This is a genomic window from Bacillus nitratireducens, from assembly GCF_001884135.1.
Classification (GTDB): Bacteria; Bacillota; Bacilli; order Bacillales; family Bacillaceae_G; genus Bacillus_A; species Bacillus_A nitratireducens.
This window is the reverse complement of record NZ_MAOC01000008.1, coordinates 113,242-138,234: the sequence shown is the minus strand read 5'-3', so window position 1 is coordinate 138,234 and position 24,993 is coordinate 113,242. Positions and strand designations below refer to the sequence as shown.

At 36.4% G+C, this 24,993-nt stretch carries 30 protein-coding genes; 25 read left to right on the top strand and 5 right to left on the bottom strand.

Annotation, left to right across the window (positions count from 1 at the left end; genetic code table 11):
• The first annotated feature begins 10 nt into the window (after window positions 1–10).
• From bfmBAA to BAU23_RS03760, 14 genes are all read left to right on the top strand, one after another.
• Window positions 11–1,012, top strand: coding sequence for a 3-methyl-2-oxobutanoate dehydrogenase subunit alpha (gene bfmBAA / locus BAU23_RS03825; protein ID WP_000852551.1), 1,002 nt, complete (start codon window positions 11–13; stop codon window positions 1,010–1,012).
• 13 nt (window positions 1,013–1,025) lie between these two features.
• Window positions 1,026–2,009, top strand: a complete 984-nt coding sequence (gene bfmBAB, locus BAU23_RS03820; RefSeq protein ID WP_000290070.1) for a 3-methyl-2-oxobutanoate dehydrogenase subunit beta — start codon at window positions 1,026–1,028, stop codon at window positions 2,007–2,009.
• Window positions 2,010–2,024: 15 nt separating this feature from the next.
• On the top strand, window positions 2,025–3,341 hold the full coding sequence (locus BAU23_RS03815) for a dihydrolipoamide acetyltransferase family protein (protein WP_000257655.1): 1,317 nt from the start codon (window positions 2,025–2,027) through the stop codon (window positions 3,339–3,341).
• 341 nt (window positions 3,342–3,682) lie between these two features.
• Window positions 3,683–4,861 (top strand): FtsW/RodA/SpoVE family cell cycle protein, encoded by a 1,179-nt coding sequence (locus tag BAU23_RS03810; RefSeq protein WP_000831205.1) that lies wholly within the window; start codon window positions 3,683–3,685, stop codon window positions 4,859–4,861.
• A 105-nt stretch (window positions 4,862–4,966) separates the two neighbouring features.
• Window positions 4,967–5,671 (top strand): DUF421 domain-containing protein, encoded by a 705-nt coding sequence (locus BAU23_RS03805; RefSeq protein WP_000550980.1) that lies wholly within the window; start codon window positions 4,967–4,969, stop codon window positions 5,669–5,671.
• A 70-nt stretch (window positions 5,672–5,741) separates the two neighbouring features.
• Entirely contained in the window at window positions 5,742–6,206 is a 465-nt protein-coding gene (locus BAU23_RS03800) for an NUDIX hydrolase (RefSeq protein ID WP_000542548.1), read from the top strand.
• Between the two features lie 121 nt (window positions 6,207–6,327).
• On the top strand, window positions 6,328–6,735 hold the full coding sequence (locus tag BAU23_RS03795; RefSeq protein WP_000366605.1) for a YjdF family protein: 408 nt from the start codon (window positions 6,328–6,330) through the stop codon (window positions 6,733–6,735).
• 143 nt (window positions 6,736–6,878) lie between these two features.
• On the top strand, window positions 6,879–7,292 hold the full coding sequence (locus tag BAU23_RS03790; protein ID WP_002008492.1) for a BrxA/BrxB family bacilliredoxin: 414 nt from the start codon (window positions 6,879–6,881) through the stop codon (window positions 7,290–7,292).
• A 250-nt stretch (window positions 7,293–7,542) separates the two neighbouring features.
• A complete protein-coding gene (locus tag BAU23_RS03785; RefSeq protein ID WP_000735468.1) occupies window positions 7,543–8,325 on the top strand; it encodes a transporter substrate-binding domain-containing protein in 783 nt (260 codons plus the stop codon).
• Between the two features lie 36 nt (window positions 8,326–8,361).
• A complete protein-coding gene (locus BAU23_RS03780; RefSeq protein ID WP_001046913.1) occupies window positions 8,362–9,021 on the top strand; it encodes an amino acid ABC transporter permease in 660 nt (219 codons plus the stop codon).
• A complete protein-coding gene (locus BAU23_RS03775; protein ID WP_000598461.1) occupies window positions 9,014–9,736 on the top strand; it encodes an amino acid ABC transporter ATP-binding protein in 723 nt (240 codons plus the stop codon). Before BAU23_RS03780 ends, BAU23_RS03775 begins: the two co-directional genes overlap by 8 nt.
• A 100-nt stretch (window positions 9,737–9,836) precedes the next feature.
• On the top strand, window positions 9,837–10,805 hold the full coding sequence (locus BAU23_RS03770) for an aromatic acid exporter family protein (RefSeq protein ID WP_071733536.1): 969 nt from the start codon (window positions 9,837–9,839) through the stop codon (window positions 10,803–10,805).
• A gap of 16 nt (window positions 10,806–10,821) precedes the next feature.
• Window positions 10,822–11,382 carry a L,D-transpeptidase gene (locus BAU23_RS03765; protein WP_001146552.1) on the top strand — a complete coding sequence of 187 codons (561 nt, stop codon included), beginning with the start codon at window positions 10,822–10,824 and terminating at the stop codon, window positions 11,380–11,382.
• Window positions 11,383–11,595: 213 nt separating this feature from the next.
• Window positions 11,596–11,835 (top strand): DUF3894 domain-containing protein, encoded by a 240-nt coding sequence (locus tag BAU23_RS03760; protein ID WP_000281171.1) that lies wholly within the window; start codon window positions 11,596–11,598, stop codon window positions 11,833–11,835.
• Window positions 11,836–11,925: 90 nt separating this feature from the next.
• Here the strand turns inward: BAU23_RS03760 and prli42 are convergent, their stop codons facing one another.
• Entirely contained in the window at window positions 11,926–12,018 is a 93-nt protein-coding gene (prli42, locus tag BAU23_RS30095; RefSeq protein ID WP_000549036.1) for a stressosome-associated protein Prli42, read from the bottom strand.
• A 188-nt stretch (window positions 12,019–12,206) separates the two neighbouring features.
• Between prli42 and BAU23_RS03755 the strand changes: the two genes are divergently transcribed.
• A complete protein-coding gene (locus tag BAU23_RS03755) occupies window positions 12,207–12,752 on the top strand; it encodes a GNAT family N-acetyltransferase (RefSeq protein ID WP_033656621.1) in 546 nt (181 codons plus the stop codon).
• 127 nt (window positions 12,753–12,879) lie between these two features.
• On the top strand, window positions 12,880–13,998 hold the full coding sequence (locus tag BAU23_RS03750) for a tripeptidase T (RefSeq protein ID WP_000609797.1): 1,119 nt from the start codon (window positions 12,880–12,882) through the stop codon (window positions 13,996–13,998).
• A 46-nt stretch (window positions 13,999–14,044) separates the two neighbouring features.
• On the opposite strand, the gene BAU23_RS03745 is transcribed toward BAU23_RS03750, so the two are convergent.
• A complete protein-coding gene (locus tag BAU23_RS03745) occupies window positions 14,045–14,251 on the bottom strand; it encodes a hypothetical protein (RefSeq protein ID WP_000809197.1) in 207 nt (68 codons plus the stop codon).
• Between the two features lie 142 nt (window positions 14,252–14,393).
• Here BAU23_RS03745 and BAU23_RS03740 point away from each other — a divergent pair, with 142 nt between their 5' ends.
• On the top strand, window positions 14,394–15,632 hold the full coding sequence (locus tag BAU23_RS03740; protein WP_001208846.1) for a DNA polymerase IV: 1,239 nt from the start codon (window positions 14,394–14,396) through the stop codon (window positions 15,630–15,632).
• 154 nt (window positions 15,633–15,786) lie between these two features.
• On the opposite strand, the gene BAU23_RS03735 is transcribed toward BAU23_RS03740, so the two are convergent.
• Window positions 15,787–16,038, bottom strand: coding sequence for a DUF3932 family protein (locus BAU23_RS03735; protein WP_000656496.1), 252 nt, complete (start codon window positions 16,036–16,038; stop codon window positions 15,787–15,789).
• Window positions 16,039–16,227: 189 nt separating this feature from the next.
• On the opposite strand from BAU23_RS03735, the gene rnz reads away from it, so the two are divergent.
• The 4 genes from rnz (at window position 16,228) to sdaAA (ending at window position 19,453) form a co-directional block, all read left to right on the top strand.
• Complete coding sequence (rnz, locus tag BAU23_RS03730; protein WP_000397461.1) at window positions 16,228–17,151, top strand: ribonuclease Z; 924 nt, start codon at window positions 16,228–16,230, stop codon at window positions 17,149–17,151.
• A 562-nt stretch (window positions 17,152–17,713) separates the two neighbouring features.
• Complete coding sequence (locus BAU23_RS30880; RefSeq protein ID WP_321198006.1) at window positions 17,714–17,851, top strand: hypothetical protein; 138 nt, start codon at window positions 17,714–17,716, stop codon at window positions 17,849–17,851.
• A gap of 45 nt (window positions 17,852–17,896) precedes the next feature.
• Entirely contained in the window at window positions 17,897–18,556 is a 660-nt protein-coding gene (gene sdaAB, locus BAU23_RS03720) for an L-serine ammonia-lyase, iron-sulfur-dependent subunit beta (protein ID WP_000877440.1), read from the top strand.
• Between the two features lie 18 nt (window positions 18,557–18,574).
• Window positions 18,575–19,453, top strand: a complete 879-nt coding sequence (gene sdaAA / locus BAU23_RS03715; RefSeq protein ID WP_000489468.1) for an L-serine ammonia-lyase, iron-sulfur-dependent, subunit alpha — start codon at window positions 18,575–18,577, stop codon at window positions 19,451–19,453.
• 57 nt (window positions 19,454–19,510) lie between these two features.
• Here sdaAA and proI read toward each other — a convergent pair whose 3' ends face one another.
• A complete protein-coding gene (gene proI / locus BAU23_RS03710; RefSeq protein ID WP_000027281.1) occupies window positions 19,511–20,350 on the bottom strand; it encodes a pyrroline-5-carboxylate reductase ProI in 840 nt (279 codons plus the stop codon).
• A 165-nt stretch (window positions 20,351–20,515) separates the two neighbouring features.
• On the opposite strand from proI, the gene BAU23_RS03705 reads away from it, so the two are divergent.
• Together BAU23_RS03705 and BAU23_RS03700 are read left to right on the top strand one after the other, a co-directional pair.
• Entirely contained in the window at window positions 20,516–21,469 is a 954-nt protein-coding gene (locus BAU23_RS03705; RefSeq protein WP_000125113.1) for an MBL fold metallo-hydrolase, read from the top strand.
• Window positions 21,470–21,478: 9 nt separating this feature from the next.
• Window positions 21,479–22,273 (top strand): SDR family oxidoreductase, encoded by a 795-nt coding sequence (locus BAU23_RS03700; protein WP_000147785.1) that lies wholly within the window; start codon window positions 21,479–21,481, stop codon window positions 22,271–22,273.
• A gap of 29 nt (window positions 22,274–22,302) precedes the next feature.
• On the opposite strand, the gene BAU23_RS03695 is transcribed toward BAU23_RS03700, so the two are convergent.
• The gene (locus tag BAU23_RS03695; RefSeq protein ID WP_001035524.1) at window positions 22,303–22,488 is read right to left on the bottom strand and encodes a YqzH family protein; all 186 of its coding nucleotides are present in this window, start codon (window positions 22,486–22,488) and stop codon (window positions 22,303–22,305) included.
• A 224-nt stretch (window positions 22,489–22,712) separates the two neighbouring features.
• On the opposite strand from BAU23_RS03695, the gene argC reads away from it, so the two are divergent.
• Together argC and argJ are read left to right on the top strand one after the other, a co-directional pair.
• Window positions 22,713–23,750 carry an N-acetyl-gamma-glutamyl-phosphate reductase gene (gene argC, locus BAU23_RS03690; RefSeq protein WP_000861259.1) on the top strand — a complete coding sequence of 346 codons (1,038 nt, stop codon included), beginning with the start codon at window positions 22,713–22,715 and terminating at the stop codon, window positions 23,748–23,750.
• A gap of 10 nt (window positions 23,751–23,760) precedes the next feature.
• Window positions 23,761–24,984 (top strand): bifunctional glutamate N-acetyltransferase/amino-acid acetyltransferase ArgJ, encoded by a 1,224-nt coding sequence (gene argJ, locus BAU23_RS03685; protein ID WP_000598464.1) that lies wholly within the window; start codon window positions 23,761–23,763, stop codon window positions 24,982–24,984.
• The last annotated feature ends 9 nt before the right edge of the window (window positions 24,985–24,993 follow it).

Sequence of the window (24,993 nt, the reverse complement as noted above, 5' to 3'; positions counted from 1 at the left end):
GTTATGAAAAATGGCAGAAGTAAAAGAAAAGCGCCATGAAGAGCTTGGCTTAAGTGATGAGCAAGTATTAGAAATGTTCCGTACGATGTTGCTTGCACGTAAAATCGACGAACGTATGTGGTTATTAAACCGTGCAGGTAAAATTCCATTCGTAATTTCTTGTCAAGGACAAGAGGCTGCACAAGTTGGAGCAGCGTTCGCTCTTGATAGAGAGAAAGATTATGCATTACCATACTACCGTGATATGGGTGTTGTACTAGCGTTTGGCATGACAGCTAAAGAGCTTATGTTATCAGCTTTCGCGAAAGCTGGAGATCCAAACTCTGGTGGTCGTCAAATGCCTGGTCACTTCGGTCAAAAGAAAAATCGTATTGTGACAGGTTCATCTCCAGTAACAACACAAGTACCACATGCAGTTGGTATTGCACTAGCTGGAAAAATGGAGAAGAAAGATTTAGTAACGTTCGTTACATTTGGAGAAGGTTCTTCAAACCAAGGTGACTTCCATGAAGGGGCAAACTTTGCTGGTGTACACAAACTACCTGTTATTTTCATGTGTGAAAATAACAAATATGCAATCTCTATTCCGGTTGAAAAACAATTAGCATGTAAAAACGTATCAGATCGTGCAATTGGTTACGGTATGCCTGGATATACAATAGATGGAAACGATCCGCTTGCAGTATATAAAGCTGTAAAAGAAGCAGCAGACCGCGGCCGACGTGGTGAAGGCCCAACTTTAATTGAAACAGTATCATATCGTTTAACAGCACATTCTAGTGACGATGATGATCGTGTTTATCGTGATAAAGAAGAAGTAGAAGAAGCAAAGAAAAAAGATTCAATTATAACATTTGCAGCTTATTTAAAAGAAGCTGGCGTGTTAACTGAGGAATCTGAAAAACAAATGTTAGACGAAATTATGCATATCGTAAACGAAGCAACAGAATATGCAGAAAATGCTCCGTATGCAGCACCTGAAGATGCATTGAAGCACGTATACGCAGAATAGGGGGGAACGTTTCATGGCTGTAATGTCTTATATTGATGCTATTACATTAGCAATGCGCGAAGAAATGGAACGCGATGAGAAAGTATTCGTTTTAGGAGAAGATGTTGGTAAAAAAGGTGGCGTATTTAAAGCGACACACGGATTATATGATCAATTTGGTGAAGATCGTGCGCTTGATGCACCGCTTGCAGAATCTGCAATCGCTGGTGTAGCAATTGGTGCAGCAATGTATGGTATGCGTCCAATCGCTGAAATGCAGTTTGCTGATTTCATCATGCCAGCAGTAAACCAAATTGTTTCTGAGGCAGCAAAAATTCGTTATCGTTCTAATAATGATTGGACTTGTCCAGTTACAATTCGTGCGCCATTTGGTGGGGGTGTTCACGGTGCGTTGTATCATTCACAATCTGTAGAAGCGATGTTTGCAAACCAACCAGGTTTAAAAATTGTTATCCCTTCTACACCATATGATGCGAAAGGCTTATTAAAAGCTGCAATTCGTGATGAAGATCCAGTATTATTCTTTGAGCATAAACGTGCATACCGCTTAATTAAAGGTGAAGTGCCAGAAGATGATTACGTATTACCAATTGGAAAAGCAGATGTAAAACGTGAAGGTGATGATATTACTGTTATCACATACGGATTATGTGTTCATTTTGCTCTTCAAGCAGCTGAAAAGTTAGCACAAGATGGTATCTCTGCACACATTCTTGATTTACGTACTGTATATCCATTAGATAAAGAAGCAATCATTGAAGCAGCTTCTAAAACAGGTAAAGTTCTTCTTGTAACAGAAGACAATAAAGAAGGAAGTATTATAAGTGAAGTGGCAGCAATTATTGCTGAAAATTGTCTGTTTGATTTAGATGCACCAATTGCACGTCTTGCAGGCCCAGACGTTCCGGCAATGCCATATGCACCAACAATGGAAAAATTCTTTATGGTAAATCCAGATAAAGTTGAAAAAGCAATGCGTGAACTTGCGGAATTTTAATCGGGGGGACTATACATGGCTGTAGAAAATATTACAATGCCTCAGCTCGGGGAGAGCGTTACAGAGGGCACAATTAGTAAATGGCTCGTTAATGTTGGCGATCACGTAAATAAGTATGATCCGCTTGCAGAAGTAATGACTGATAAAGTAAATGCTGAAGTACCATCTTCTTTCACTGGTATTGTGAAAGAGTTAATCGCTGGTGAAGGTGATACGTTAGCTGTAGGTGAAGTAGTTTGCGTTATTCAAGTAGAAGGCGCAGATGAAGTAGCAGCAACAGCTGTTGAGGAAAAAACAAAAGAAGAACCAAAGGCAGAAGTAGCTACGCCTGAAAAGGCACCGAAAGCAAAACAACCAACTGATGGAAAACCACGTTTTTCACCAGCTGTGTTAAAACTTGCGGGTGAGCATAACGTTGATTTAGATCTAGTAGAAGGTACGGGAGCAAATGGCCGTATCACTCGTAAAGATATTTTAAAACTAGTGGAATCTGGAAATATTCCGCAAGCTGGTGCGAAAAAAGAGGAAGCGGTAGCAGCAGTAGTAGAAGCGCGTCCAGAAGCACCAAAAGCAGCGCCAGTAGCACAAAAAGTAGAAGCTGCGAAACCAGTTTCTGTACCAACAATGCCTGGCGATATCGAAATTCCAGTAACAGGTGTGCGTAAAGCAATTGCAGCGAACATGTTACGTAGTAAACATGAAGCGCCACATGCTTGGATGATGATTGAAGTAGATGTGACAAACCTTGTGTCATATCGTAATTCAATTAAAGGTGATTTCAAAAAGCGCGAAGGTTTTAACTTAACGTTCTTTGCTTTCTTCGTAAAAGCAGTAGCACAAGCGTTAAAAGAATATCCTCAAATCAATTCAATGTGGGCTGGCGATAAGATCGTTCAGAAGAAAGATATTAACCTTTCTATCGCTGTTGCAACAGAGGACGAACTATTTGTACCAGTAATTAAACACGCGGACGAGAAGACGATTAAAGGTATCGCTCGTGAAATTACAGAGCTTGCAGGAAAAGTACGTACGAAATCGTTGAAAGCGGACGAAATGCAAGGCGGAACATTTACAATTAATAACACAGGATCATTCGGTTCTGTTCAATCTATGGGTATTATTAATTACCCTCAAGCGGCTATTTTACAGGTTGAATCAATTGTAAAACGCCCAGTAATTATGGATAATGGTATGTTCGGTGCTCGCGACATGGTTAACTTATGTTTATCACTTGATCACCGTGTACTAGATGGCTTAATTTGTGGTAAGTTCTTAGGACGTGTAAAAGAAATTTTAGAAAATACGTCAGAAAATAATACATCTGTATATTAATAAAAAGCTCGCTTATGCGAGCTTTTTATCATCTTATTTCTTCATCTACATCCTACTATATGTACAAAACTTTTCCCAGTAATCTTACAATGAACGATTATGTATTAGGAATTTACGAAAATACATTGCTGATATATGGTATATAGATATAAAATAAGAAAAGAATAATTTTTTTTGGCAAATCTTACTGATGAAACTGTAGTATAATATATTGTATTGTATGAAAAAGAGAGTTATTCTATATAAGTGTTTTATAGATAATGTGTAATCAGTCGTCAAAACATGAAGAATGTTGACTCCTGGTTTTTTATTTTGCTGTAACAATGTTTCAGGAGGATGTCATGAAAAGAAGTACCGAGTTTCTAAGAAGTTTAGATGTAAAATTAATTTTAATTCTGTGTGCACTATGTGTTACGAGTATAGCTGCTATATATAGCAGTCAGCAAACTGGCCAATATGGAGAGGCAAACTTTGCGATGAAACAGGGTTTGAACTACATAATTGGAGTTATATTGTTACTGCTTGTTGCAAGCATCGACTTAGATCAATTACAAAAATTGTCTTGGCCACTTTATATCATTGGATTTGGTTCACTTATTCTGTTGAAAATACTACCGGTTTCCACTTTCACACCTGAAAAATTAGGTGCAAAAAGATGGTTTGTGTTTCCGTTAGTTGGACAAATTCAACCATCTGAGTTTTTCAAAATTTCATTGCTTCTCGTAGTAGCAAGTATAGCGGTGAAGCATAATGCACAGTATATGGCAAGAACATTCCAAACGGATTTACAATTAGTAGGTAAAATTATGCTAGTGTCCCTTCCGCCTATGGCTGTTGTATATAGCCAACCGGATACAGGGATGGTGTTCTTATATGCTGCTGCAATTGCATGTATATTATTTATGTCAGGTATTCAGAAGAAATTGATAGCGTTATGTACAGTTATTCCGGTGACCGTATTATCTACGTTAATATTTATTTACGTAAGGTATGAGGATTTCTTCTTTAATAATTTAGTTACTTTACTAAAACCTCACCAACAGTCGCGTATTGTAGGTTGGTTAAATCCATTTGAAAATGCAGATCAAGGTTATCAAACGCAGCAATCGATTTTAGCTGTAGGTAGTGGAGGTATGGAAGGGAAAGGGTTTGGCGAAGGGAACGTCTATATCCCGGAGAAACATACTGACTTTATTTTCGCTACAATTGCCGAAGAAGGTGGATTTATAGTAGCAGCGTTAGTTGTATTCTTGTTCCTATTACTTTTATATCGAACAATTATCATCGGCTATTCTGCTGATAATTTATTCGGTACATTATTATGTGCTGGATCTATAGGTATATTAACCGTTCAAATATTCCAAAACATCGGTATGATCGTGGGATTAATGCCTGTAAAAGGTATCGCATTACCTTTCTTATCGTATGGGGGAAGTTCCTTATTCTCGAATATGATTATGATGGGGCTCATATTATCGGTACGGAAAACTTATAAAAAATATATGTTTTCAGTTAAGTAAAAAAAGCTGGTTCGTTTTTAAACGAACCAGCTTTTTTACATATATGCTCATAAACGTTGCAAACTAAAACAGACTAGCAGTTTGGGATGTAAGGAGTGCAAAATGATGCATATGCATATTTTTGAAGGAACACGGCATCTTTCTAATGGCGAATGGGTTATCCGGGCGATTATAGCTTATATATTTTTAATTCTTGTTGCGAAAGCGATGGGGCAAAGGTCCATTGCGCAACTAAGATTTTTAGACGTTGTATTAGTGCTATTATTAGGAGGGAATATTTCTAACGCATTATCTGATGAAAAGGTTGGATTACTCGGTTCAATGATTACAACGTTCATACTCGTTGTATTACATATTGTAAGCTCTGTTTTAATGTTGAAATGGGATAGATGGAGACGCTTTTTAGAGCCAGCACCTATTATTCTTATACACAATGGTTCCATTGATTTTAGCAATTTGAAAAAAGCGAGAATTACGGTGGAATATTTATTTTCGGAACTTCGCATGCGAAATGTGAGCGATATTCAAACGATTAAATTAGCGTTATGGGAAGCGAGCGGTGTTGTTTCTCTATTTCAGTATCCAGAATATGAAGCAGTTTCGCGGCTTGATCTTAAAGTGGCGGGAAAAAAATCTCCAGTTTCTTTTGTATTAGTAAAGGATGGGAGGATTCAGCAAGATGTTCTTGCTTTATTAGGAAAAACAGAAGAGTGGGCGAGAAAATTTCTAGAGGAGAGTACAGAAGTCGAATCTATTATGTTAGCTACAGTAGATGAAGCGCATAAAATAAATATTTTGTTAAAAAAATGAAAAATATACGCATTTTGTCGTTTCATACATATGATACAATAGTGTGGACAACGAAAAAGGAGGCGATACGATGGGATATGTAGAAGAATTACGAAAAATAGTTGGTCATCGCCCTTTAATTTTAGTTGGTGCTGTTGTACTCGTTATAAATGAAAATGGATATGTATTATTACAGCAACGAACAGAGCCGTACGGAAAATGGGGGCTGCCTGGCGGGCTCATGGAACTTAGTGAATCACCAGAAGAAACAGCTTACCGCGAAGTATATGAAGAGACAGGGATAGAAGTGAAGAACTTACGATTAATTAATGTATTTTCTGGAGCGAACTATTTTACAAAATTAGCAAACGGTGATGAATTTCAATCTGTAACGACAGCTTATTATACCGATGAATATGAAGGGAACTTTGTTATGAATAAAGAAGAAGCGGTTCAGCTTAAATTCTTCCCAGTAACAGAACTACCTGACTATATTGTAGGATCGCATAAAAAAATGATTGGTGAATATATAAAAATCATGGGAAATAAGATATAATTTAATGAAAGAGATACAAAAACACAGTTCTGGTCGGTAGTCCAGACGCATGATTTCATGTCAGTAACCTTCCCCTCCGGGATGTCCAGTATTTCTAATTTTTTTAAAGGAGGGGCTGTCAATGGATTTGACAGTATATCACGATGGTCAATTTTTCGTAGGAATTATTACGCATAAAGAAAAAGGGAAATTGTATGGAGCAAGGTATATTTTTGGAATGGAACCTTCAGATGAAGAAGTACTTATATTTGTGAATGGTCCAATGTTAGCATATTTCCAGCACGTTGCAAAATGCGGTGTGGAAGTGAAAGAACAACAGCGTCCCAAAAATATAAAACGTATCATACGACAAGCGGCAAAAGAAGTAAATGTAAAACGTTTTACTAAGGCACAAGAAGCGATTAGTTTATCTTATGAATTGTATAAGCAAGAAAAGAAAGTGCAGTCTAAAGAGAAGCGAGAAGCTGAAAAACAAAGAAGACGTTTAATTAAAGTACAAAAAGCAAAGAAAAAGCATCGTGGCCATTAAAAAAAGGTGTTAGAGCAAGGGCTCTAACACCTTTTCTATGCCTAAATACAAGTAAACTTACTTGTATTTCATAAACATTAACTGGTAAGATACAAATAGGTAATTTTAGAGGAGGGAAAAGATTGATTAATTTTAACTTTTTTATGAATGATGTTGTCCGCCAAGCGCGTGAAGAGATTGTCTCTGCTGGATATACAGAATTGACGACGCCAGAAGCAGTAGAAGAAGCATTTAAAAGAAATGGAACAACACTTGTAATGGTAAACTCTGTATGTGGTTGTGCAGGTGGCATTGCTCGCCCTGCTGCTGCACATTCCGTACATTATGATAAACGTCCTAACCATCTTGTAACGGTGTTTGCAGGTCAAGATAAGGAAGCAACAGCAACAGCTCGTGAATATTTCGAAGGATATCCACCTTCTTCTCCATCATTCGCTTTATTAAAAGATGGAAAAATTGTAACAATGGTAGAACGTCATGAAATTGAAGGTCATGAACCAATGCAAGTTATTGCAAAACTACAATCTTATTTCGAAGAGAATTGTGAAGAACTATAAATATAAGTGAAAAGGCGGTACGTCCACGATGAAGTGGGTGTACCGCCTTTTTATTTAATATTAAAATTTGTGGGACATGCATAGTTGTGTTATTTTATGCATTATTTTATACATAATAAACGTTGTTTATATTGTTATTTTATTTATTTTTATTTTATATATTGCATAAAAATGAAAGTGCTGATACAATACAAACATCGAATAAATATTCTATTAAACTTTTAAATATACATTATTAGGGGGAAGAAAGATGAAGAAGTTATTATCAATATCATTTGCACTTATTTTAATCGTAAGTATGTTCAGTGCTTGTAGTAATGGGGAAGAAAAGGCGGCGGATAGCAAAAATAAAAAAGTACTCGTTATGGGGACTTCAGCAGACTATAAACCGTATGAATACGTGGAAGCTTCAAAAAGTGATGAAATTATCGGCTTTGATGTTGATATTGCTAAATATATCGGAAAAGAACTTGGATACGAAGTGAAAGTGAAAGACATGGATTTTGGCGGATTATTAGCATCTCTTAATTCAGGAAAAGTTGATTTCGTTATGGCGGGAATGACGCCAACTGCAGATCGTAAGAATAATGCTGATTTCACAGATATATATTTTGTTGCTAAAAATATGATTGTTTCAAAAAAGGGCTCTAATATTAAATCGTTAGAAGATTTAAAAGGGAAAAAAGTAGGGGTACAAACAGGTTCAATTCAAGAAGAAAAGGCAAAAGAATTTCAGAAACAAGTCGATTTCAAAGCTGAGGGACGTGACCGTATACCAGAAATCGTACAAGAAATTAAAGCTGGTCGTTTTGACGCTGCAATTATAGAAGACACGGTTGCAAAAAATTATTTAGAAAAAATGAAAGAACTACAAGGAATTGAAATTCAAGAAGCACCAGAAGAAGTAGGTGCAGCGATTGCTCTTCCAAAAAATAGTGATAAAACAGAAGAATTTAATAAAGTAATTAAGAAAATGCAAGAAAATGGAGAGATGGATAAATTAGTGAAGAAATGGTTTGGCAGCGGAAAATAAGCTGCCTTTCACCTTTCTGTGAGGGGAATGAAAAGGATGAATCTAGATTTTTCGGCAATTACGCCTTCAATACCATATATATTAAAGGGCTTAGAAGTTACATTGAAAATTGTAGCTGCATCAGCTTTAGCAGGATTTATTTTAGGGACGTTATTAGCACTGTGCAAAATTGCTAGAATACGAGCATTAAATATTGCAGCAGATATATATACTTCAATATTTCGTGGTACACCGCTAGTATTGCAATTAATGATTATTTATTTCGGTGTTCCGCAAATGATTGGATATGAGATACCAGCCTTTTTAGCAGCTGTACTTGCATTTAGTTTAAATTCAGGTGCATATATGTCAGAAGTAATCCGTGCCGGCATTCAAGCGGTTGATAAAGGGCAAACAGAAGCAGCTATGGCTTTAGGGATTCCGTACAGTAAAATGATGAGAAATATTATTTTTCCTCAAGCTTTAAAAAATATATTACCAGCACTTGTAAATGAATTTGCGACTCTTACGAAAGAATCGGCTGTAGTAACTGTAATTGGAGCAACAGATTTAATGCGCCGTGCTTATATTGTAGGCGGTGAAACGTTTAAATATCTTGAACCATTACTGTTTGTTGGACTTATTTATTATATATTAGTAATTATTCTTACATTAGTCGGGAAAGCCATTGAAGGGAGAATGAAGAAAAGTGATTAAAGTTGAAAACCTTCATAAGTCATTTGGGAAAAATGAAGTATTAAAAGGAATTACGACAACGATTGAAAAAGGGGAAGTTGTTGCAATTATCGGACCGTCTGGATCTGGAAAGTCAACATTTTTACGCTGTATGAATGTACTAGAAGCACCGACAAATGGTCACATTTGGATTGGAACGGAAGAAGTAACGAATCCGAAAACAAATATTATGCACGTTCGTGAAAATGTCGGAATGGTATTTCAACATTTTCACTTATTCCCTCATATGACTGTATTAGAAAATATTACGTATGCTCCTATTAATGTAAAAGGAGTAACGAAGCAAGTGGCTGAGAAAAAGGCTCAGGAACTTTTGGATAAAGTAGGACTGCTTGATAAGAAAGATTCATATCCAAATCGTCTTTCAGGGGGACAAAAGCAACGTGTAGCAATAGCGAGAGCGTTAGCGATGGAACCAGAAGTGATGTTATTTGATGAACCAACATCTGCGCTAGATCCAGAGATGGTGAAAGAAGTGTTAGAAGTTATGAAATCATTAGTTACGACAGGAATGACGATGGCAATCGTTACACATGAAATGGGATTTGCAAAAGAAGTAGCAGACCGCGTTCTCTTTTTAGATGGTGGAAAGCTTGTAGAAGATAGTGCGCCAGCAGAATTTTTTGCGGCACCGAAAAGTGAGCGTGCGCAACAATTTTTACAAAAAATATTGTAATATGTCAAGGTTACGTGAATAATAAGTAGAAAAGGATGACATTGTGTCATCCTTTTTTTATACTAACTGTAAATACGTTTATACATATAGGAGCAATGCTATGTTCAGAATTGGATACCGTACAGTAAAAACAGCAATAGGGACAGGCGCCGCAGTTTTTATTGCTCAGTTATTAGGGTTAGAATTTTATAGTTCAGCGGGTATTTTAGTTATATTATGCGTGCAAAATACGAAACGAAAATCCGTTCAAGTATCGTTGCACCGTTTTTTAGCTTGTGTATTATCAATGGTATTTGCGTTTTGTATTTTTGAAACGATTGGTTATACACCACTTGCGATTAGTGTATTACTACTTACCTTTATTCCGACTGCAGTTATGTGCAAAATTCAAGAAGGCATTGTCACGAGTTCGGTTATTGTTATGCATCTGTATTCATTAAAGCAAATTACATGGTCTATAGTTGGTAATGAAATTGCTATACTAACGATTGGAATTAGCGTCGCTTTATTAGTAAACATGTACATGCCAAGCAGTGAGAATAAACTGAAAGAGTATCAAGAAAAAATAGAAGAGTATTTCAGAACAATTTTGTTTGAAATGGTCGTTTATTTACGAAATCGAGATAGTAATTGGAGTGGAGCCGAATTAATTGAAACAGAAAGGATGCTGAAAGAAGCAAAAGATTTATCATTTAAAAAACTTGAGAATGAGTTTATGCGTGAAGATGACTATTATTATCGTTATTTTGATATGCGCATGCAACAATTTGAAATTTTGGAGCGCATGATACCATTAGCTGCGTCACTATCTTGGACGTATGAACAAGCCGATATGATTGCAGATGTAATTGAAAATATAGGGAACTCTATTCGTCCTGAAAGTACAGGGGTCATTTCGTTAAGACAACTTCAAGAAATGCGAGAATTATTTAGAGACATGCCATTGCCAGTTACACGTGAAGAATTTGAGATACGTGCGAAACTTGTTCAACTTGTGTATGAAATGGAGCAATATTTACTCATTAAAAGTCGCTTTAAGGGAAAGGATAATATAAAAGAACTTATATAGAAGGTAGGAATTACATATGCCGTATCTTCTCTCTTTCATATTATGTCTTTCTTTATCACCGATCTGGCCTCTTGGTGATAATCCGCGTACCGGAGATCCTTTTATTATTGTAAATAAAGCGACGAATAAGTTAGCTTATATTGACGATGGGAAAATCCAAAAGGTTTTTCCAGTAGCGACAGGAAAAACGAATGAATTAACCCCAGAGGGAACTTTTGATATTGTAATGAAAGCAAAGGATCCGTATTATATTGCGAAGGATATTCCAGGTGGATCACCGAAAAATCCACTTGGGTCAAGGTGGATTGGATTTAATGCACGAGGAACAGATGGGAGTAAATATGGAATACATGGAACAAACCAACCTAGTTCAATTGGAAAGTATATTTCACAAGGATGTATAAGAATGAAGAAAAACGATGTGGAGTATTTATTTGATCGTATTCCAATTGGAACGAAAGTATGGATTGTGAAATCGAAAAAATCATTTCAGCAATTGGCAAAAGAAAAAGGAGCCATTGCATATGAAAAAGCCGACACAAAAGTTGGCTTTTTCTTTTATTATAAGTTGTCTTGACATGTGTACATAACCATGCGTTAATGAAAATATAGAAAGATAAAGTGAAACTTTAATCAGTGGGAGGTTATTACCCGCTGATTATTAGTTGAACCAATCGGGCATTTACGGGCAGTTGATCTCTCGCCTAACTGCTTTGCCCTAGCCAAATTTTGAGGTGGGAGTCTTACTGCCCGTTAATGCGGGATAAAAATAGGTAAAGGGGTTGCTCATATGTACTTGAATCCGAGAATTTCTTATATGCAGTTTTTTGTGGGTTTTCTATTTGTTATTACATTCATATTGGCAACTTTTAATATATGTTCTTACGTTGTAGCGATTGTATTTATGGCATTACTCAATCTTACTTTTGTTATTGGGGCATTTCAGCAGAAACAATATACAAGCTTTGTAATAGCGCTTGTAATGGCTTTTTCCTTTAGTATTGTAGCAGTTGTACTATATATAAAATAAAATATTCATTAGAAGATAGACTATCTCGATTTCGAGATGGTCTATTTTGTATGTGTAAACAGTAAAAAAAGGACGAGTGAATCGTCCTTTTTACCAAAACATACTTGCGCCAGTAAGTAGTGTTGTTACAAGCATAGAAATTAGCATTATATAAACCATAATTTTTTGAGCTTTTTTATGCATCGTTAAACCTCCTTGCAAATCAGTACAATTTCATTGTAACGAGAAATGAAATTGTGGACAAGGGGAGAGAAAGGACAAAATTCGGGAAGGGGGTGCAAAATATAACAGGAAATTTGAGCATACGTAGAGAATATGTTAAAAGGTAGATTATTAGTTTTTGTTATGCAAGCATGAAGAATGGAGATACGATGATGAAAATATACGAAACAGAGCGTTTACATTTAAGGGAAATTGATGAGTCGTATGCGGAAAAAGTTCTTCAATATTACGACAAAAATCGTGATTTTTTAAAAGCGTGGGAAGAGTATAGACCGGATGATTTTTTTACGTTAGATTACCAAAAGAAAAAGTTACAAAAGGACAGAAAAGAGTTCGCGGAAGGTAAGATCATCAGGCTGTGGATTTTTAAAAAGGGTGATGATACAAAAATTATTGGATGCATTTCATTTAATCTAATTGTTCGCGGAATTTATCAATCTTGTGTACTTGGCTATAAATTAGATAAGGAAGAATTGAATAAAGGTTACACAACAGAAGCGCTTAGAAAAGCAATTCAAGTTACCTTTAAAGAATTTCATTTACATCGTATAGAAGCACCGATCATGCCGCGTAATTTAGCATCTATACAAGTAGTGACGAAAATAGGATTTCAATATGAAGGTGTATCTCGAAAAATGCTAATGGTTAATGGTGTTTGGGAAGATCATATGCGCTGGGTGTTGTTAAACGAGTAATAGAAGGCAGATGGGTATCTAGATGTATGAACCATCTGTTTTTTGTCTTGTATTTCGAAACTTTTGCGAAATTCTGTTATAATTAATATTGTTACATACATAATGGTAGTGCAGGAGGCGCAGTCTTATGATTAATCAAGAACGTTTAGTAAATGAATTCATGGAGTTAGTACAAGTAGATTCTGAAACAAAATTTGAAGCAGAAATTTGCAAAGTGTTAACAGAGAAATTTACTGCTTTAGGTGTAGAAGTATTTGAGGATGACACGATGGGCGTGACTGGTCATGGTGCAGGTAACTTAATTTGTACTTTACCAGCAACAAAAGACGGTGTTGATACAATTTATTTCACTTCTCATATGGATACAGTAGTTCCTGGTAATGGAATTAAGCCTTCTATTAAAGATGGATATGTCGTATCAGATGGGACTACTATTTTAGGAGCGGATGATAAAGCTGGTTTAGCATCTATGTTTGAAGCAATTCGTGTTTTAAAAGAAAAAAACATCCCTCATGGTAAAATTGAGTTTATTATTACAGTTGGAGAAGAATCGGGTCTTATTGGTGCAAAAGCGTTGGATCGCGAGCGCATTACAGCGAAATATGGTTATGCATTAGATAGCGATGGAAAAGTTGGTGAAATCGTAGTTGCAGCGCCAACACAAGCGAAAGTGAATGCGATTATTCGTGGGAAAACAGCGCACGCTGGCGTAGCACCAGAAAAGGGTGTATCTGCAATTACTATTGCAGCAAAAGCAATTGCAAAGATGCCACTTGGTCGTATTGATTCTGAAACAACTGCAAATATTGGGCGTTTTGAAGGTGGCACACAAACAAATATCGTTTGCGATCATGTTCAAATTTTTGCAGAAGCTCGTTCTTTAATCAATGAGAAAATGGAAGTACAAGTTGCAAAAATGAAAGAAGCATTTGAAACAACTGCAAAAGAAATGGGTGGTCATGCAGACGTTGAAGTAAATGTTATGTACCCAGGTTTTAAGTTTGCTGATGGAGATCACGTTGTAGAAGTTGCGAAACGCGCTGCTGAAAGCATTGGCCGTACACCTTCTCTTCACCAAAGTGGTGGCGGAAGTGATGCGAACGTAATCGCAGGACACGGTATCCCAACAGTTAACTTAGCAGTTGGTTATGAAGAGATTCATACAACAAATGAAAAAATTCCTGTTGAAGAATTAGCGAAAACAGCAGAATTAGTTGTAGCTATTATTGAAGAAGTAGCGAAGTAAGTAATAAAAAAGACGTGTGAACCAATTATGGTTTACACGTCTTTTTTTATTTTGATTCAATTGCTTTCACAAGGCGGATAAGCCAATATAAGAAGACCCACGGAAGTACATAAGTTGTTGTAAAACGTATGAAATGAGAGAAGATTCCTAAAGCGTAAATGTTAATGTTAAAAAGGGGAAGTAACAAATAATTAATTGCAAGGATTACTATAATAATAATAAATACATAATTGAGTTTATTATGTTGTTTCATAACGATTCATCTCCTTTACAATAATATCCATTTGTTACATACAGTATAACAAAAAATAGATAGAGAAAAGCCAATAATTATTATAACGTGTAAAGAAATTTGATATAATGAAAGAACAAATGTTCTTTGAGGGGTGAGTAGTATGCGAGAAATGTATCCGAAAAATGGTCGTGTTATTTTACATGTAGATATGAATTGTTTTTTCGCATCTGTTGAAATTGCTCATGACCCATCATTACAAGGAAAGCCATTAGCGATTGCCGGGAATGAAAAAGAGCGAAAAGGGATTATCATAACATGTAGTTATGAGGCGAGAGAATATGGAATACGTACGACGATGCCCTTATGGGAAGCAAAGCGATTATGTCCGCAATTAGTTGTGAGGCGTCCTAATTTTACATTATATCGAGAAGCTTCATTTCAAATGTTTCAAATTCTTTCCCGTTTTACAGAAAAAATACAACCGGTTTCTATAGATGAAGGGTATTTAGATATTACAGATTGCTATGCGCTCGGTACGCCCCTTGAAATAGCGAAGATGATTCAAGGGGCGTTATTAACAGAGTTACAGCTTCCGTGTAGCATCGGAATTGCTCCAAACCTTTTCCTAGCAAAAACAGCTTCTGATATGAAAAAACCTCTCGGTATTACCGTGCTTCGAAAACGAGATATTCCAGAAATGATTTGGCCACTTCCAGTTGGAGCAATGCATGGAATTGGAGAAAAAACAGCTGAAAAATTAAATGATATTCATATACAAACAATTGAGCAGTTAGCAAAAGGAAACGAACATATCATTCGCGCTAAAATTGGAAAGCACGGTGTTGATTTACAACAGCGGGCAAAAGGTATGGATGATAGGGAAGTTGATCCGGATCAAATAGGACAGCATAAAAGCGTTGGTAATTCGATGACTTTTTCAAAGGATATGGACGAAGAAAAAGAATTACTTGATATGTTAGACAGATTATCGAAATCAGTAAGCAAAAGGCTACAAAAACGAACGCTTGTTAGTTATAACATTCAAATTATGATTAAATACCATGATAGGCGGACGGTTACACGGAGTAAGCAATTGAAAAATGCAATTTGGGAAGAACGTGATATTTTTCAAGCGGCATCACGTTTATGGAAGCAACATTGGGATGGTGATTCTGTTCGCCTGTTAGGTGTTACGGCTACTGAAATAGAGTGGAAAACAGAATCGGTGAAACAATTAGATTTGTTTTCATTTGAAAAAGATGCGAAAGAAGAGCCGCTACTTGCTGTCATTGATCAAATTAATGATAAGTATGGAACGCCACTTTTACAACGAGGTAGCCAATTATTGCGTAAGCAAGAAAAGTCGTTTCAACAAAAATTAGAGAATAAGTTTATGTAGAAGGTGTCATGGATTTAACTTTTCTTTTTTAGATGGAAGAGAGAATTCAACCATGCTTAGAAGCGGTCAAATCCTTTTTCGGGTTCATGCCAAGTTAAAACAAAAGGTATGGATATAAATAAAAAGCACTGATTACAGTGCTTTTTATTATAGATTATGAGATTGTATCATTTTCAAAAATAACAATTTCTGAACTGTTTGTTGTTGAAACGCGTTGTGCGTAATATGTTAAAGCTGAAGAAATATATGTTGGTAACGAATCATTTGTATGTGTTGTTGTATATTCATGGATTAATTCTTTCAAAGTCGTCCATTCTAATTGTGCTGGGTGGTCAGACACGAAAGAACTTACCCAGCGATCAAATGAAGATGAAAAATCAGTTTGTAAACGAAATGCTTCTTTCATAATAAAACGCTCCCTTAAAATGTAGTATAATCATTTTAACATAAAACACGAACGATTGCTAAGTTTTTTAAGTGTAATGTTCGTGTTATATAGTTGTCTAGATGATTGGTTATGCATATTCAATTTGCCATTTGAAATAACATTCCGTAAGATGAGAGATAGATTATATAAAGAGCTGGAGGAAAGAAAGTGGAATTTGTATTTTTAGGAACTGGTGCAGGTGTTCCTTCGAAAGGAAGGAACGTTTCAGCAATTGCTTTGCAATTGTTAGAAGAACGAGGACAGACTTGGTTATTTGACTGTGGTGAAGCGACTCAGCATCAAATTTTACATACATCTGTGCGCCCAAGACGCATTGAAAAAATATTTATTACGCATTTACATGGCGATCATATTTTTGGGTTGCCTGGTTTATTAGGAAGTCGTTCGTTTCAAGGTGGAACAACAACGTTAACGGTGTACGGACCAAAAGGAATTAAACAATTTATTGAAGTAGCATTATCAGTAAGTACGACACATGTGAAATATCCACTTGAAATCGTTGAGATAACGGAAGAAGGTACTGTGTTTGAGGATAATGAATTCTATGTAGAAACAAAAAGGTTATCACATGGAATCGAATGTTTCGGATATCGTATTGTAGAGAAAGATATACAAGGTGCTCTTTTAGTCGATAAGCTGCTGGAGATGGGTGTGAAACCCGGTCCACTCTTTAAACGTTTAAAAGATGGAGAAGTAGTTGAATTAGAAAATGGTACGATACTAAATGGAAAAGACTTTATTGGTCCGCCTCAAAAGGGAAGAATCATTACTATTTTAGGTGATACAAGATATTGTGAAGCGAGTAGAGAGCTGGCACAAGACGCTGACGTACTTGTTCATGAGGCAACTTTTGCGGCAGAAGATGAACAACAAGCGTACGATTATTTTCATTCCACATCTAAGCAAGCTGCGAGTATTGCACTACAGGCAAATGCAAAACGCTTAATATTGACTCATATTAGTTCTCGTTATCAAGGAGATACATATAAGGAATTATGGAAAGAGGCAAGAGAGCTATTTTCTAATACAGAAATAGCTACGGACTTGAAAACATTTCCAGTAGAAAGATAATAATGGCGTAAAAAAATGGTGACGAAAGGTTGCCATTTTTTTATTTCTAAAAAAATTTTAAAATAAAACTGTTATCATTTTATGTTTATATTGGATGAAACAGAAAGTTTTAATGATGTGAAGAGATAGGATAAAAATACATAAGACCGATTGTTTAGAAAAACTGTTATATAAGTCAGACGACATACGAGTGGTACAAATAGCAAAAACAGATTGTTATTCAGAACTTTTAAAATTCATTAAAAGTAAGCGTTTTATTAAAAACAAGCTATAATGAGGGCAGATTATAATTTAAGTGTAGGCTACATGCGTTTTAGCCATTTGTCGTAACAAGTGAAGTTGACTAAATCGTGAGAGAGCAACATGGAAATTATAATAGGAAGGATATTACTATTATTTGTACTAAGTCTTTTTTCACTTTTTAGCTTTAAAACACCAAAAGGTATGAAAGCAATGGGAGTTTCACTTGTTTATGCTATGCTTGTAAGGGGTTCTGTGTTAAACTTTGGATTGCTACCAGACTTTATTGTGGATTATCTTATATTATTTTTAAATGAAGGTAATGCTAAGTTTCTTATTTATTATGATAACTGGTATTATTTCAGGATATATTGCTTCACTGTTATTCAAAAACTATCCAATTCGTACAGCGGAACAAATTCGTGGTATGACTGGAACAGCAACCGATTCGGTAGCTTAATAGAATAGTAAAAAAATTTTTCATAGAGGTTTAGGGGGAGTTATGATGAAGTATCGCTCAGTATTTGATATTATTGGTCCAGTTATGATTGGTCCATCAAGTTCACATACAGCAGGCGCAGCAAGAATGGGGCAAGTTGCTCGCCAGCTGTTTCGTCATGAACCAGAAAGAGTAAGCATTTCATTATATGGATCATTTGCAAAGACGTATCGAGGACATGGTACGGATGTAGCGCTAATCGGTGGAATATTAGGATTTGAAACAGATGACTTACGTATTCCAGAGGCGCTAGACATAGCAAAAGAACGCGGAATTGAAGTGGAATTCATTGAGGAAGATGCAAATGCTCCTCATCCAAATACAGCGAAAATTCGTCTGTATAAAGGAGAAGAGGAAATTGAAGTTGTTGCTTGTTCAATCGGTGGTGGTAAAATCGAAGTTGTAGAATTAAATGGATTCGATCTTCAACTATCAGGAACGAGTCCAGCGCTACTTATTGTAAATAACGATCGCTTCGGTGCTATCGCAGCTGTAGCTTCAATCCTTGCAAAACACGAGATTAACATTAGTACAATGAGTGTTTCTCGTAAAGAAAAAGGAAGAAGAGCGCTTATGGTCATTGAAACAGATGAATTATTAGCAGATGAAGTAATCGCGGAAATAAATGGGCAACAAAATATTTGTCAAGTAACTATTATGGATTAATTGCAGGGGGGACACACCATGTTTCGGAACGCAGCGGAACTAGTGGCGCAAGCTAAAGAGCAAAATGTAAAAATCGCAGAAATTATGATTCAATGTGAAATGGAAACAAGAAGTATCACACGTGAAGAAGTAATTGCTGGAATGGAAAAGAACTTAGTCGTGATGGAACAAGCAGTAGAACGCGGTATTCGTGGTGTAAAATCACCAACTGGTTTAACTGGCGGGGATGCTGTGAAAGTCCAAGCGTATAGGCAGAGTGGAAAAGGCTTATCTGGAGATACGATTTTGGACGCAGTGAGTAAAGCTGTCGCAACAAATGAAGTAAATGCGGCGATGGGAATCATTTGTGCAACACCAACAGCAGGATCTGCTGGAACAGTGCCAGGTGTACTGTTTGCACTGCGAGAAAAATTACAGCCGACACGCGAAGAAATGATTGAATTTTTATTTACAGCAGGAGCTTTCGGTATGGTTGTTGCGAATAATGCTTGTATTTCCGGCGCGGCTGGAGGTTGCCAAGCTGAAGTAGGTTCAGCAAGTGGAATGGCAGCAGCGGCAGCAGTTGAGATGGCTGGTGGAACACAAGATCAAGCAGCTACAGCGATGGCGATTTCATTAAAGAATATGCTTGGTTTAGTATGTGATCCTGTTGCAGGGCTTGTAGAAGTACCTTGTGTAAAACGTAATGCAGCAGGAGCTGCGAATGCCATGATTTCAGCTGATTTATCATTAGCTGGTGTAACTAGTACAATTCCATGTGATGAAGTCATTGAGGCGATGTTTAGAATTGGACAATCGATGCCAGTAGCACTTCGTGAAACAGCAGAAGGTGGACTTGCAGCAACACCGACAGGTCGTCGTTTGCAAGAAGAGATTTTTGGTAAGAGTAATAAATAAAAGCATATCATATGATTAAAGTAAAAACGGAGCTCAAATAAAGTTGAGCTCCGTTTTTTATTTTTCTTTTGCTATTTTTTCTAATGTTTTTCCGAGATCGTGTGATCGTTTCGTTGCTTGTGTAATACAGGAAATTAATGTTTGTTGAAAATCATGCTCCTGTAACACTTCAATACCTGCTTCAGTTGTTCCACCAGGAGAAGTAATTTCTTTTCGCAAAATAGAAGGATGTTTTTCGCTTGCTTTTAGCATTTCAGCAGCGCCAATCATCGTCTGAAGAATAAGTGATTTTGCGACATCTTCCTTTAAACCAATTTTTTTTGCGGCCTCTTCCATCGCCTCTACTACGTAATAAATATAAGCTGGTCCACTCCCGGATAATGCAGTGACAGCATGCATATCTTCTTCTTCTACAACAGAGACGAGACCAATCGTTTCAAATAACGATGTTGCAATGCGAATATGTTCCTCCGTTGTGTGTTCTGAAGGTGAGATAGCGGTAGCGGATTTTAAAATGGCCGCAGATGTATTTGGCATTGCACGAATAATCGGAACGTCTTTTTGAAGTAGGTTTCTAATTGAATGAGTAGAAACACCTGCTAATAACGAAATAATAAGCAAGTCATTATGTATGTATTCTTTAAGAGGAATCATCGCTTCTGCGACATCTTTTGGCTTCATAGCTAGAAAAAGAATATTTGCATCAGCAAGTAATTCCTTTTTATTATGTGTACCTTTAACACCGTATTTTGTATGTAACTCCTGTAATCTGGTCTCGTTAGAACGATTACTTACAGTAATATGTTCCCCTTTAACAACATTTGCGTTTAATAAACCACCAATAATCGCTTCGGCAATAGAGCCTGCACCGAGAAAGGAAATGTTTTGAATAGACATGATGTTCCTCCTTTAAATTTGGTTAGAAATGCTTATAAATGTACATACATTCGTTTTTTTACGGAAAACACCTCTTTTTATCTGAAAATAATGACAAATTTATAGGGAAGTTGTAAACTGAAGAGGTATTCATTTTTGAACCGGAAAAAGACAGGGGGGCTAAGCATGACGGCGATTCATCGAATGGAGATTCCTGTTCCATTTGCAGTTGAGACAGTGAACGTGTTTTTAGTTGAGGGAGAAACATTAACGTTAATTGATACAGGGACAAATACAGAAGAAGCAAAGCAGGCACTAGAAAGTCAATTAGGTGCATTAGGGTATAAGATAGAAGATATTAAAACAGTAGTGATTACGCATCACCATGCGGATCATTGTGGACTTTTAAATACATTTTCTGAAAAAACAAAGATTATTGGACATCCTTGGAATGAACCGTGGATCACGCAGAATGCCGAATTTTTAAAGAGGTATCATGAATTTTTTAAAGAGACGGCCTTGCAGTTCGGCGTTCCAGCAGCATTTTTGAATGGTGAGGCGTTATTGACGACGAAGACACTTAAATATTCTTGTAATAGGTCGTTAACACATACTGTGAGAGAGGGAGATCGTATAGATTCGTTACCTGGATTTACAGTGATTGAAACCCCAGGTCATGCTTCCACTCATATTTCATTATATAGAGAATCAGATGGAATATTAATTGGTGGGGATGCTCTCATTAGTCATATTTCTTCAAATCCAATATTAGAACCACCATATGAAGGTCAAACAGAAAGAGCGCGTCCTTTATTGCAGTACAATCAAACGTTAAAACGTTTAAGTGAAATGAATATTTCACGTATTTTATCCGGGCATGGGGAAGATGTTCTGAATGTGAAACAACTTATTGAAACAAGATTACAAAAGCAAGAGACACGAGCTTTTAAAGTGCTGGAGCTATTAAAGGAAAAGCCAATGACAGCATTTGAAGTATGTGTAAAATTATTTCCGGTATTATATAAAGAGCAATTGCCACTTACTATCTCAGAAACTGTTGGACAATTAGACTTTTTAGCATATAATCAACAAGTGATGATTGATGAATCTTCACAACAATGGATTTATTATGCAAAGTAGGTGACAGCAATGACTGGACGTTTACAAGAAAAGGTAATCGTCATTACAGGTGCTTCTAGTGGAATTGGGGAGCAAGTTGCAATGCAGGTTGCGGAGCAAGGGGCGACGCCGGTATTAATGGCTCGAACAGAAGAGAAGCTACAAGCATTAGCAGACAAAATTAAAGCAACTTATAATACGCCTTGCTATTACTATGTATTAGATGTAAGTGAAGAAACGAAAGTACAATCTGTTTTTTCAAAGGTATTACAAGAAGTAGGACGTATTGATATATTGGTAAACAATGCGGGATTTGGTATTTTTAAAACGTTTGAAGATGCATCAATGGATGAAGTAAAGGATATGTTTCAAGTAAACGTATTTGGATTAGTAGCTTGTACGAAAGCGGTATTACCTTATATGGTAAAAAAGAACGAAGGGCAAATTATTAACATTGCTTCATTAGCTGGAAAAATTGCAACTCCGAAGTCGAGTGCTTATGCAGCAACAAAACACGCTGTATTAGGATTTACGAATAGTTTACGCATGGAGTTATCTAATACAAATGTTTTTGTAACAGCAATTAATCCAGGACCGATAGATACGAACTTTTTTGAAATAGCCGATCAATCAGGTACATACGTAAAAAATATGGGACGTTACATGTTAAAACCAACATATGTAGCAGAACAAATCGTAAAGGCGATGCAAACGAAAAAACGTGAAGTGAACTTGCCGAAGTGGATGGGAATGGGGCCAAAGCTCTACGCATTATTCCCAGGTTTATTTGAACGAGTTGCAGGCAAATCATTAAGTAAAAAATAGGAGATTTCCATATGGAAATCTCCTATTTTTTATTTTCCAGTCACATAATCGTAAACGATATCCTCAACAGCCTCGTATACATCAATTTCAGTATTTGAATGAATTATCATTTGAATATGTTTAATTAGCATTTCCTGATCCTCTTTTGAAACATGATTACATTGATATTGCCGAAAACTTTTTATAATCATTTTCTCAATTAATTTTTTATTCATGTTTTTCCCCGCCTGTATGTATACATGTATTGTTTTATTGTACTTGAAGTGAAATGAAAATACTAATATGCACTGTTTTTGTATAAAAATCCACTCGTATATATTGCTTTCGTAGTGGAATTAATATTTCGAAGTTTTTAAAAATTATAAATATTTAATTGACTTTATAATTATGCAATATTATAATCATACTTAATTTAAAGAATAGATATGAGGAGGAGCTTATGAAAGTCGCAATTATTGGAGCAACTGGATATGGAGGTATTGAATTAATTCGGTTATTAGAGCAACATCCATATTTTTCGATAGCATCTCTCCATTCTTTTTCACAAGTTGGTGAATTTATAACAAATGTATACCCGCATTTTCGAAATATTCTTGTCCATACGTTACAAGAAATTGATGCGGAGAAGATAGAGAAGGAAGCTGAAATTGTATTTTTAGCAACCCCAGCAGGAGTATCCGCAGAGTTAACTCCGAAATTATTAGCAGTAGGTTTAAAAGTAATTGACCTATCTGGAGACTTTCGTATGAAAGATCCTTTGACATATGAACAGTGGTATAAAAGGGCAGCTGCAAAAGAAGAAGTTCTTAGGAAAGCAGTATATGGGTTAAGTGAATGGAAAAGGTCCGAGATTCAAAATGCTAATTTAATTGCAAACCCAGGATGCTTTGCTACAGCTGCATTATTAGCGATATTGCCGTTAGTACGTAGCGGCATGATTGAAGAAGATTCAATTATTATTGATGCGAAATCAGGAGTATCTGGAGCGGGAAAAACGCCAACAACAATGACTCACTTTCCCGAGTTATACGATAACTTGCACATTTATAAAGTAAATGAGCATCAACACGTTCCTGAGATTGAGCAAATGCTTGCAGAGTGGAATAGGGAAACGAAGCCAATCACGTTTAGTACACATTTAATACCGATATCACGGGGGATTATGGTTACACTTTATGCGAAAGTAAAACGAGAAATGGAAATAGAACAACTTCAAAAATTATATGAAGAAACGTATGAACGATCGACTTTCATTCGAATTCGCGCACAAGGAGAGTTTCCAAGTCCGAAAGAAGTGAGGGGCTCAAATTATTGTGATATGGGGATAGCTTACGATGAAAGAACAGGAAGAGTGACGGTCGTTTCTGTTATAGACAATATGATGAAAGGTGCGGCTGGGCAAGCGATTCAAAATGCAAACATAGTAGCGGGACTAGAAGAAACAACGGGTTTACAACATATGCCGCTTTATCTATAAGGGGGACATGATGATTAAAGTAGAGTCTATTACAAAATTAGAAAATGGTTCAATTGTAATGCCAAAAGGCTTTTCGGCAATCGGTACTGCAAATGGTTTGAAAAAAGAAAAAAGGGATTTAGGTGTAATCATTTGTGAAGTGCCAGCATCATGCGCCGCCGTCTATACAACAAATCAAATACAAGCAGCACCCCTGCAAGTAACGAAAGATAGTATAGCGGCTGAGGGGAAATTACAAGCAATTATCGTCAATAGTGGAAATGCAAATGCTTGTACGGGAACGAAAGGATTACAAGATGCATACGAGATGCGCGCATTAGGGGCGGAACATTTTGGAGTGAAAGAAAACTACGTTGCAGTAGCTTCAACAGGTGTAATTGGTGTGCCTTTACCGATGGATATAATCCGAAAGGGAATTTCGACTCTTACACCGGCGAAGGCAGTAAGTGAAGCACATTCTTTTTCTGAAGCGATTTTAACGACGGATCTTATAACGAAAGAAACTTGCTATGAGATGATCATTGATGGGAAGAAAGTGACGATTGCGGGTGTCGCAAAAGGTTCAGGGATGATTCATCCAAATATGGCAACGATGCTAAGTTTTATTACAACAGATATCAACATAGAGCATGAAGTATTGCAAACAGCATTATCACAAATAACGAATCATACATTTAATCAAATTACGGTGGATGGAGATACTTCTACAAATGATATGGTCATCGTAATGGCAAGTGGATTATCAGAAACGAAACCAATAACTATGGAACATAAAGATTGGGAAACTTTCGTATTTACTTTACAGAAGGTATGTGAAGATTTAGCCAAAAAAATTGCGCAAGATGGTGAAGGGGCTACGAAGTTAATAGAAGTAAATGTGCTAGGAGCTCTAACAAATGAAGAGGCAAAGAAAATTGCAAAGCAAATAGTCGGTTCGAGTCTTGTGAAAACAGCGATATATGGTGAAGACCCAAATTGGGGGCGAATTATTAGCAGTATTGGACAAAGTGAAGTAGAGATTAATCCGAATACAATTGATATTACTCTTCAATCTATCGCAGTGTTAAAAAATAGTGAGCCTCAAATGTTTTCTGAAGAGGAAATGAAAAAGAAATTACAAGAACATGAAATTATTATTGATGTGTATTTACATTTAGGAGAAGAGAACGGATCTGCTTGGGGCTGTGACTTAAGCTATGAATATGTGAAAATAAACGCTTGTTATCGTACATAAGGAGAGGGA

What these genes read in the sequence shown, in the direction of transcription:
- bfmBAA (WP_000852551.1), top strand. Translation starts at nt 11, where the DNA reads ATGGCAGAAGTAAAAGAAAAGCGCCATGAAGAGCTTGGCTTAAGTGAT.
- bfmBAB (WP_000290070.1), top strand. Translation starts at nt 1,026, where the DNA reads ATGGCTGTAATGTCTTATATTGATGCTATTACATTAGCAATGCGCGAA.
- BAU23_RS03815 (WP_000257655.1), top strand. Translation starts at nt 2,025, where the DNA reads ATGGCTGTAGAAAATATTACAATGCCTCAGCTCGGGGAGAGCGTTACA.
- BAU23_RS03810 (WP_000831205.1), top strand. Translation starts at nt 3,683, where the DNA reads ATGAAAAGAAGTACCGAGTTTCTAAGAAGTTTAGATGTAAAATTAATT.
- BAU23_RS03805 (WP_000550980.1), top strand. Translation starts at nt 4,967, where the DNA reads ATGCATATGCATATTTTTGAAGGAACACGGCATCTTTCTAATGGCGAA.
- BAU23_RS03800 (WP_000542548.1), top strand. Translation starts at nt 5,742, where the DNA reads ATGGGATATGTAGAAGAATTACGAAAAATAGTTGGTCATCGCCCTTTA.
- BAU23_RS03795 (WP_000366605.1), top strand. Translation starts at nt 6,328, where the DNA reads ATGGATTTGACAGTATATCACGATGGTCAATTTTTCGTAGGAATTATT.
- BAU23_RS03790 (WP_002008492.1), top strand. Translation starts at nt 6,879, where the DNA reads ATGAATGATGTTGTCCGCCAAGCGCGTGAAGAGATTGTCTCTGCTGGA.
- BAU23_RS03785 (WP_000735468.1), top strand. Translation starts at nt 7,543, where the DNA reads ATGAAGAAGTTATTATCAATATCATTTGCACTTATTTTAATCGTAAGT.
- BAU23_RS03780 (WP_001046913.1), top strand. Translation starts at nt 8,362, where the DNA reads ATGAATCTAGATTTTTCGGCAATTACGCCTTCAATACCATATATATTA.
- BAU23_RS03770 (WP_071733536.1), top strand. Translation starts at nt 9,837, where the DNA reads ATGTTCAGAATTGGATACCGTACAGTAAAAACAGCAATAGGGACAGGC.
- BAU23_RS03765 (WP_001146552.1), top strand. Translation starts at nt 10,822, where the DNA reads ATGCCGTATCTTCTCTCTTTCATATTATGTCTTTCTTTATCACCGATC.
- BAU23_RS03760 (WP_000281171.1), top strand. Translation starts at nt 11,596, where the DNA reads ATGTACTTGAATCCGAGAATTTCTTATATGCAGTTTTTTGTGGGTTTT.
- prli42 (WP_000549036.1), bottom strand. Translation starts at nt 12,018, where the DNA reads ATGCATAAAAAAGCTCAAAAAATTATGGTTTATATAATGCTAATTTCT.
- BAU23_RS03755 (WP_033656621.1), top strand. Translation starts at nt 12,207, where the DNA reads ATGATGAAAATATACGAAACAGAGCGTTTACATTTAAGGGAAATTGAT.
- BAU23_RS03750 (WP_000609797.1), top strand. Translation starts at nt 12,880, where the DNA reads ATGATTAATCAAGAACGTTTAGTAAATGAATTCATGGAGTTAGTACAA.
- BAU23_RS03745 (WP_000809197.1), bottom strand. Translation starts at nt 14,251, where the DNA reads ATGAAACAACATAATAAACTCAATTATGTATTTATTATTATTATAGTA.
- BAU23_RS03740 (WP_001208846.1), top strand. Translation starts at nt 14,394, where the DNA reads ATGCGAGAAATGTATCCGAAAAATGGTCGTGTTATTTTACATGTAGAT.
- BAU23_RS03735 (WP_000656496.1), bottom strand. Translation starts at nt 16,038, where the DNA reads ATGAAAGAAGCATTTCGTTTACAAACTGATTTTTCATCTTCATTTGAT.
- BAU23_RS30880 (WP_321198006.1), top strand. Translation starts at nt 17,714, where the DNA reads ATGCTAAGTTTCTTATTTATTATGATAACTGGTATTATTTCAGGATAT.
- sdaAB (WP_000877440.1), top strand. Translation starts at nt 17,897, where the DNA reads ATGAAGTATCGCTCAGTATTTGATATTATTGGTCCAGTTATGATTGGT.
- sdaAA (WP_000489468.1), top strand. Translation starts at nt 18,575, where the DNA reads ATGTTTCGGAACGCAGCGGAACTAGTGGCGCAAGCTAAAGAGCAAAAT.
- proI (WP_000027281.1), bottom strand. Translation starts at nt 20,350, where the DNA reads ATGTCTATTCAAAACATTTCCTTTCTCGGTGCAGGCTCTATTGCCGAA.
- BAU23_RS03705 (WP_000125113.1), top strand. Translation starts at nt 20,516, where the DNA reads ATGACGGCGATTCATCGAATGGAGATTCCTGTTCCATTTGCAGTTGAG.
- BAU23_RS03700 (WP_000147785.1), top strand. Translation starts at nt 21,479, where the DNA reads ATGACTGGACGTTTACAAGAAAAGGTAATCGTCATTACAGGTGCTTCT.
- BAU23_RS03695 (WP_001035524.1), bottom strand. Translation starts at nt 22,488, where the DNA reads ATGAATAAAAAATTAATTGAGAAAATGATTATAAAAAGTTTTCGGCAA.
- argC (WP_000861259.1), top strand. Translation starts at nt 22,713, where the DNA reads ATGAAAGTCGCAATTATTGGAGCAACTGGATATGGAGGTATTGAATTA.
- argJ (WP_000598464.1), top strand. Translation starts at nt 23,761, where the DNA reads ATGATTAAAGTAGAGTCTATTACAAAATTAGAAAATGGTTCAATTGTA.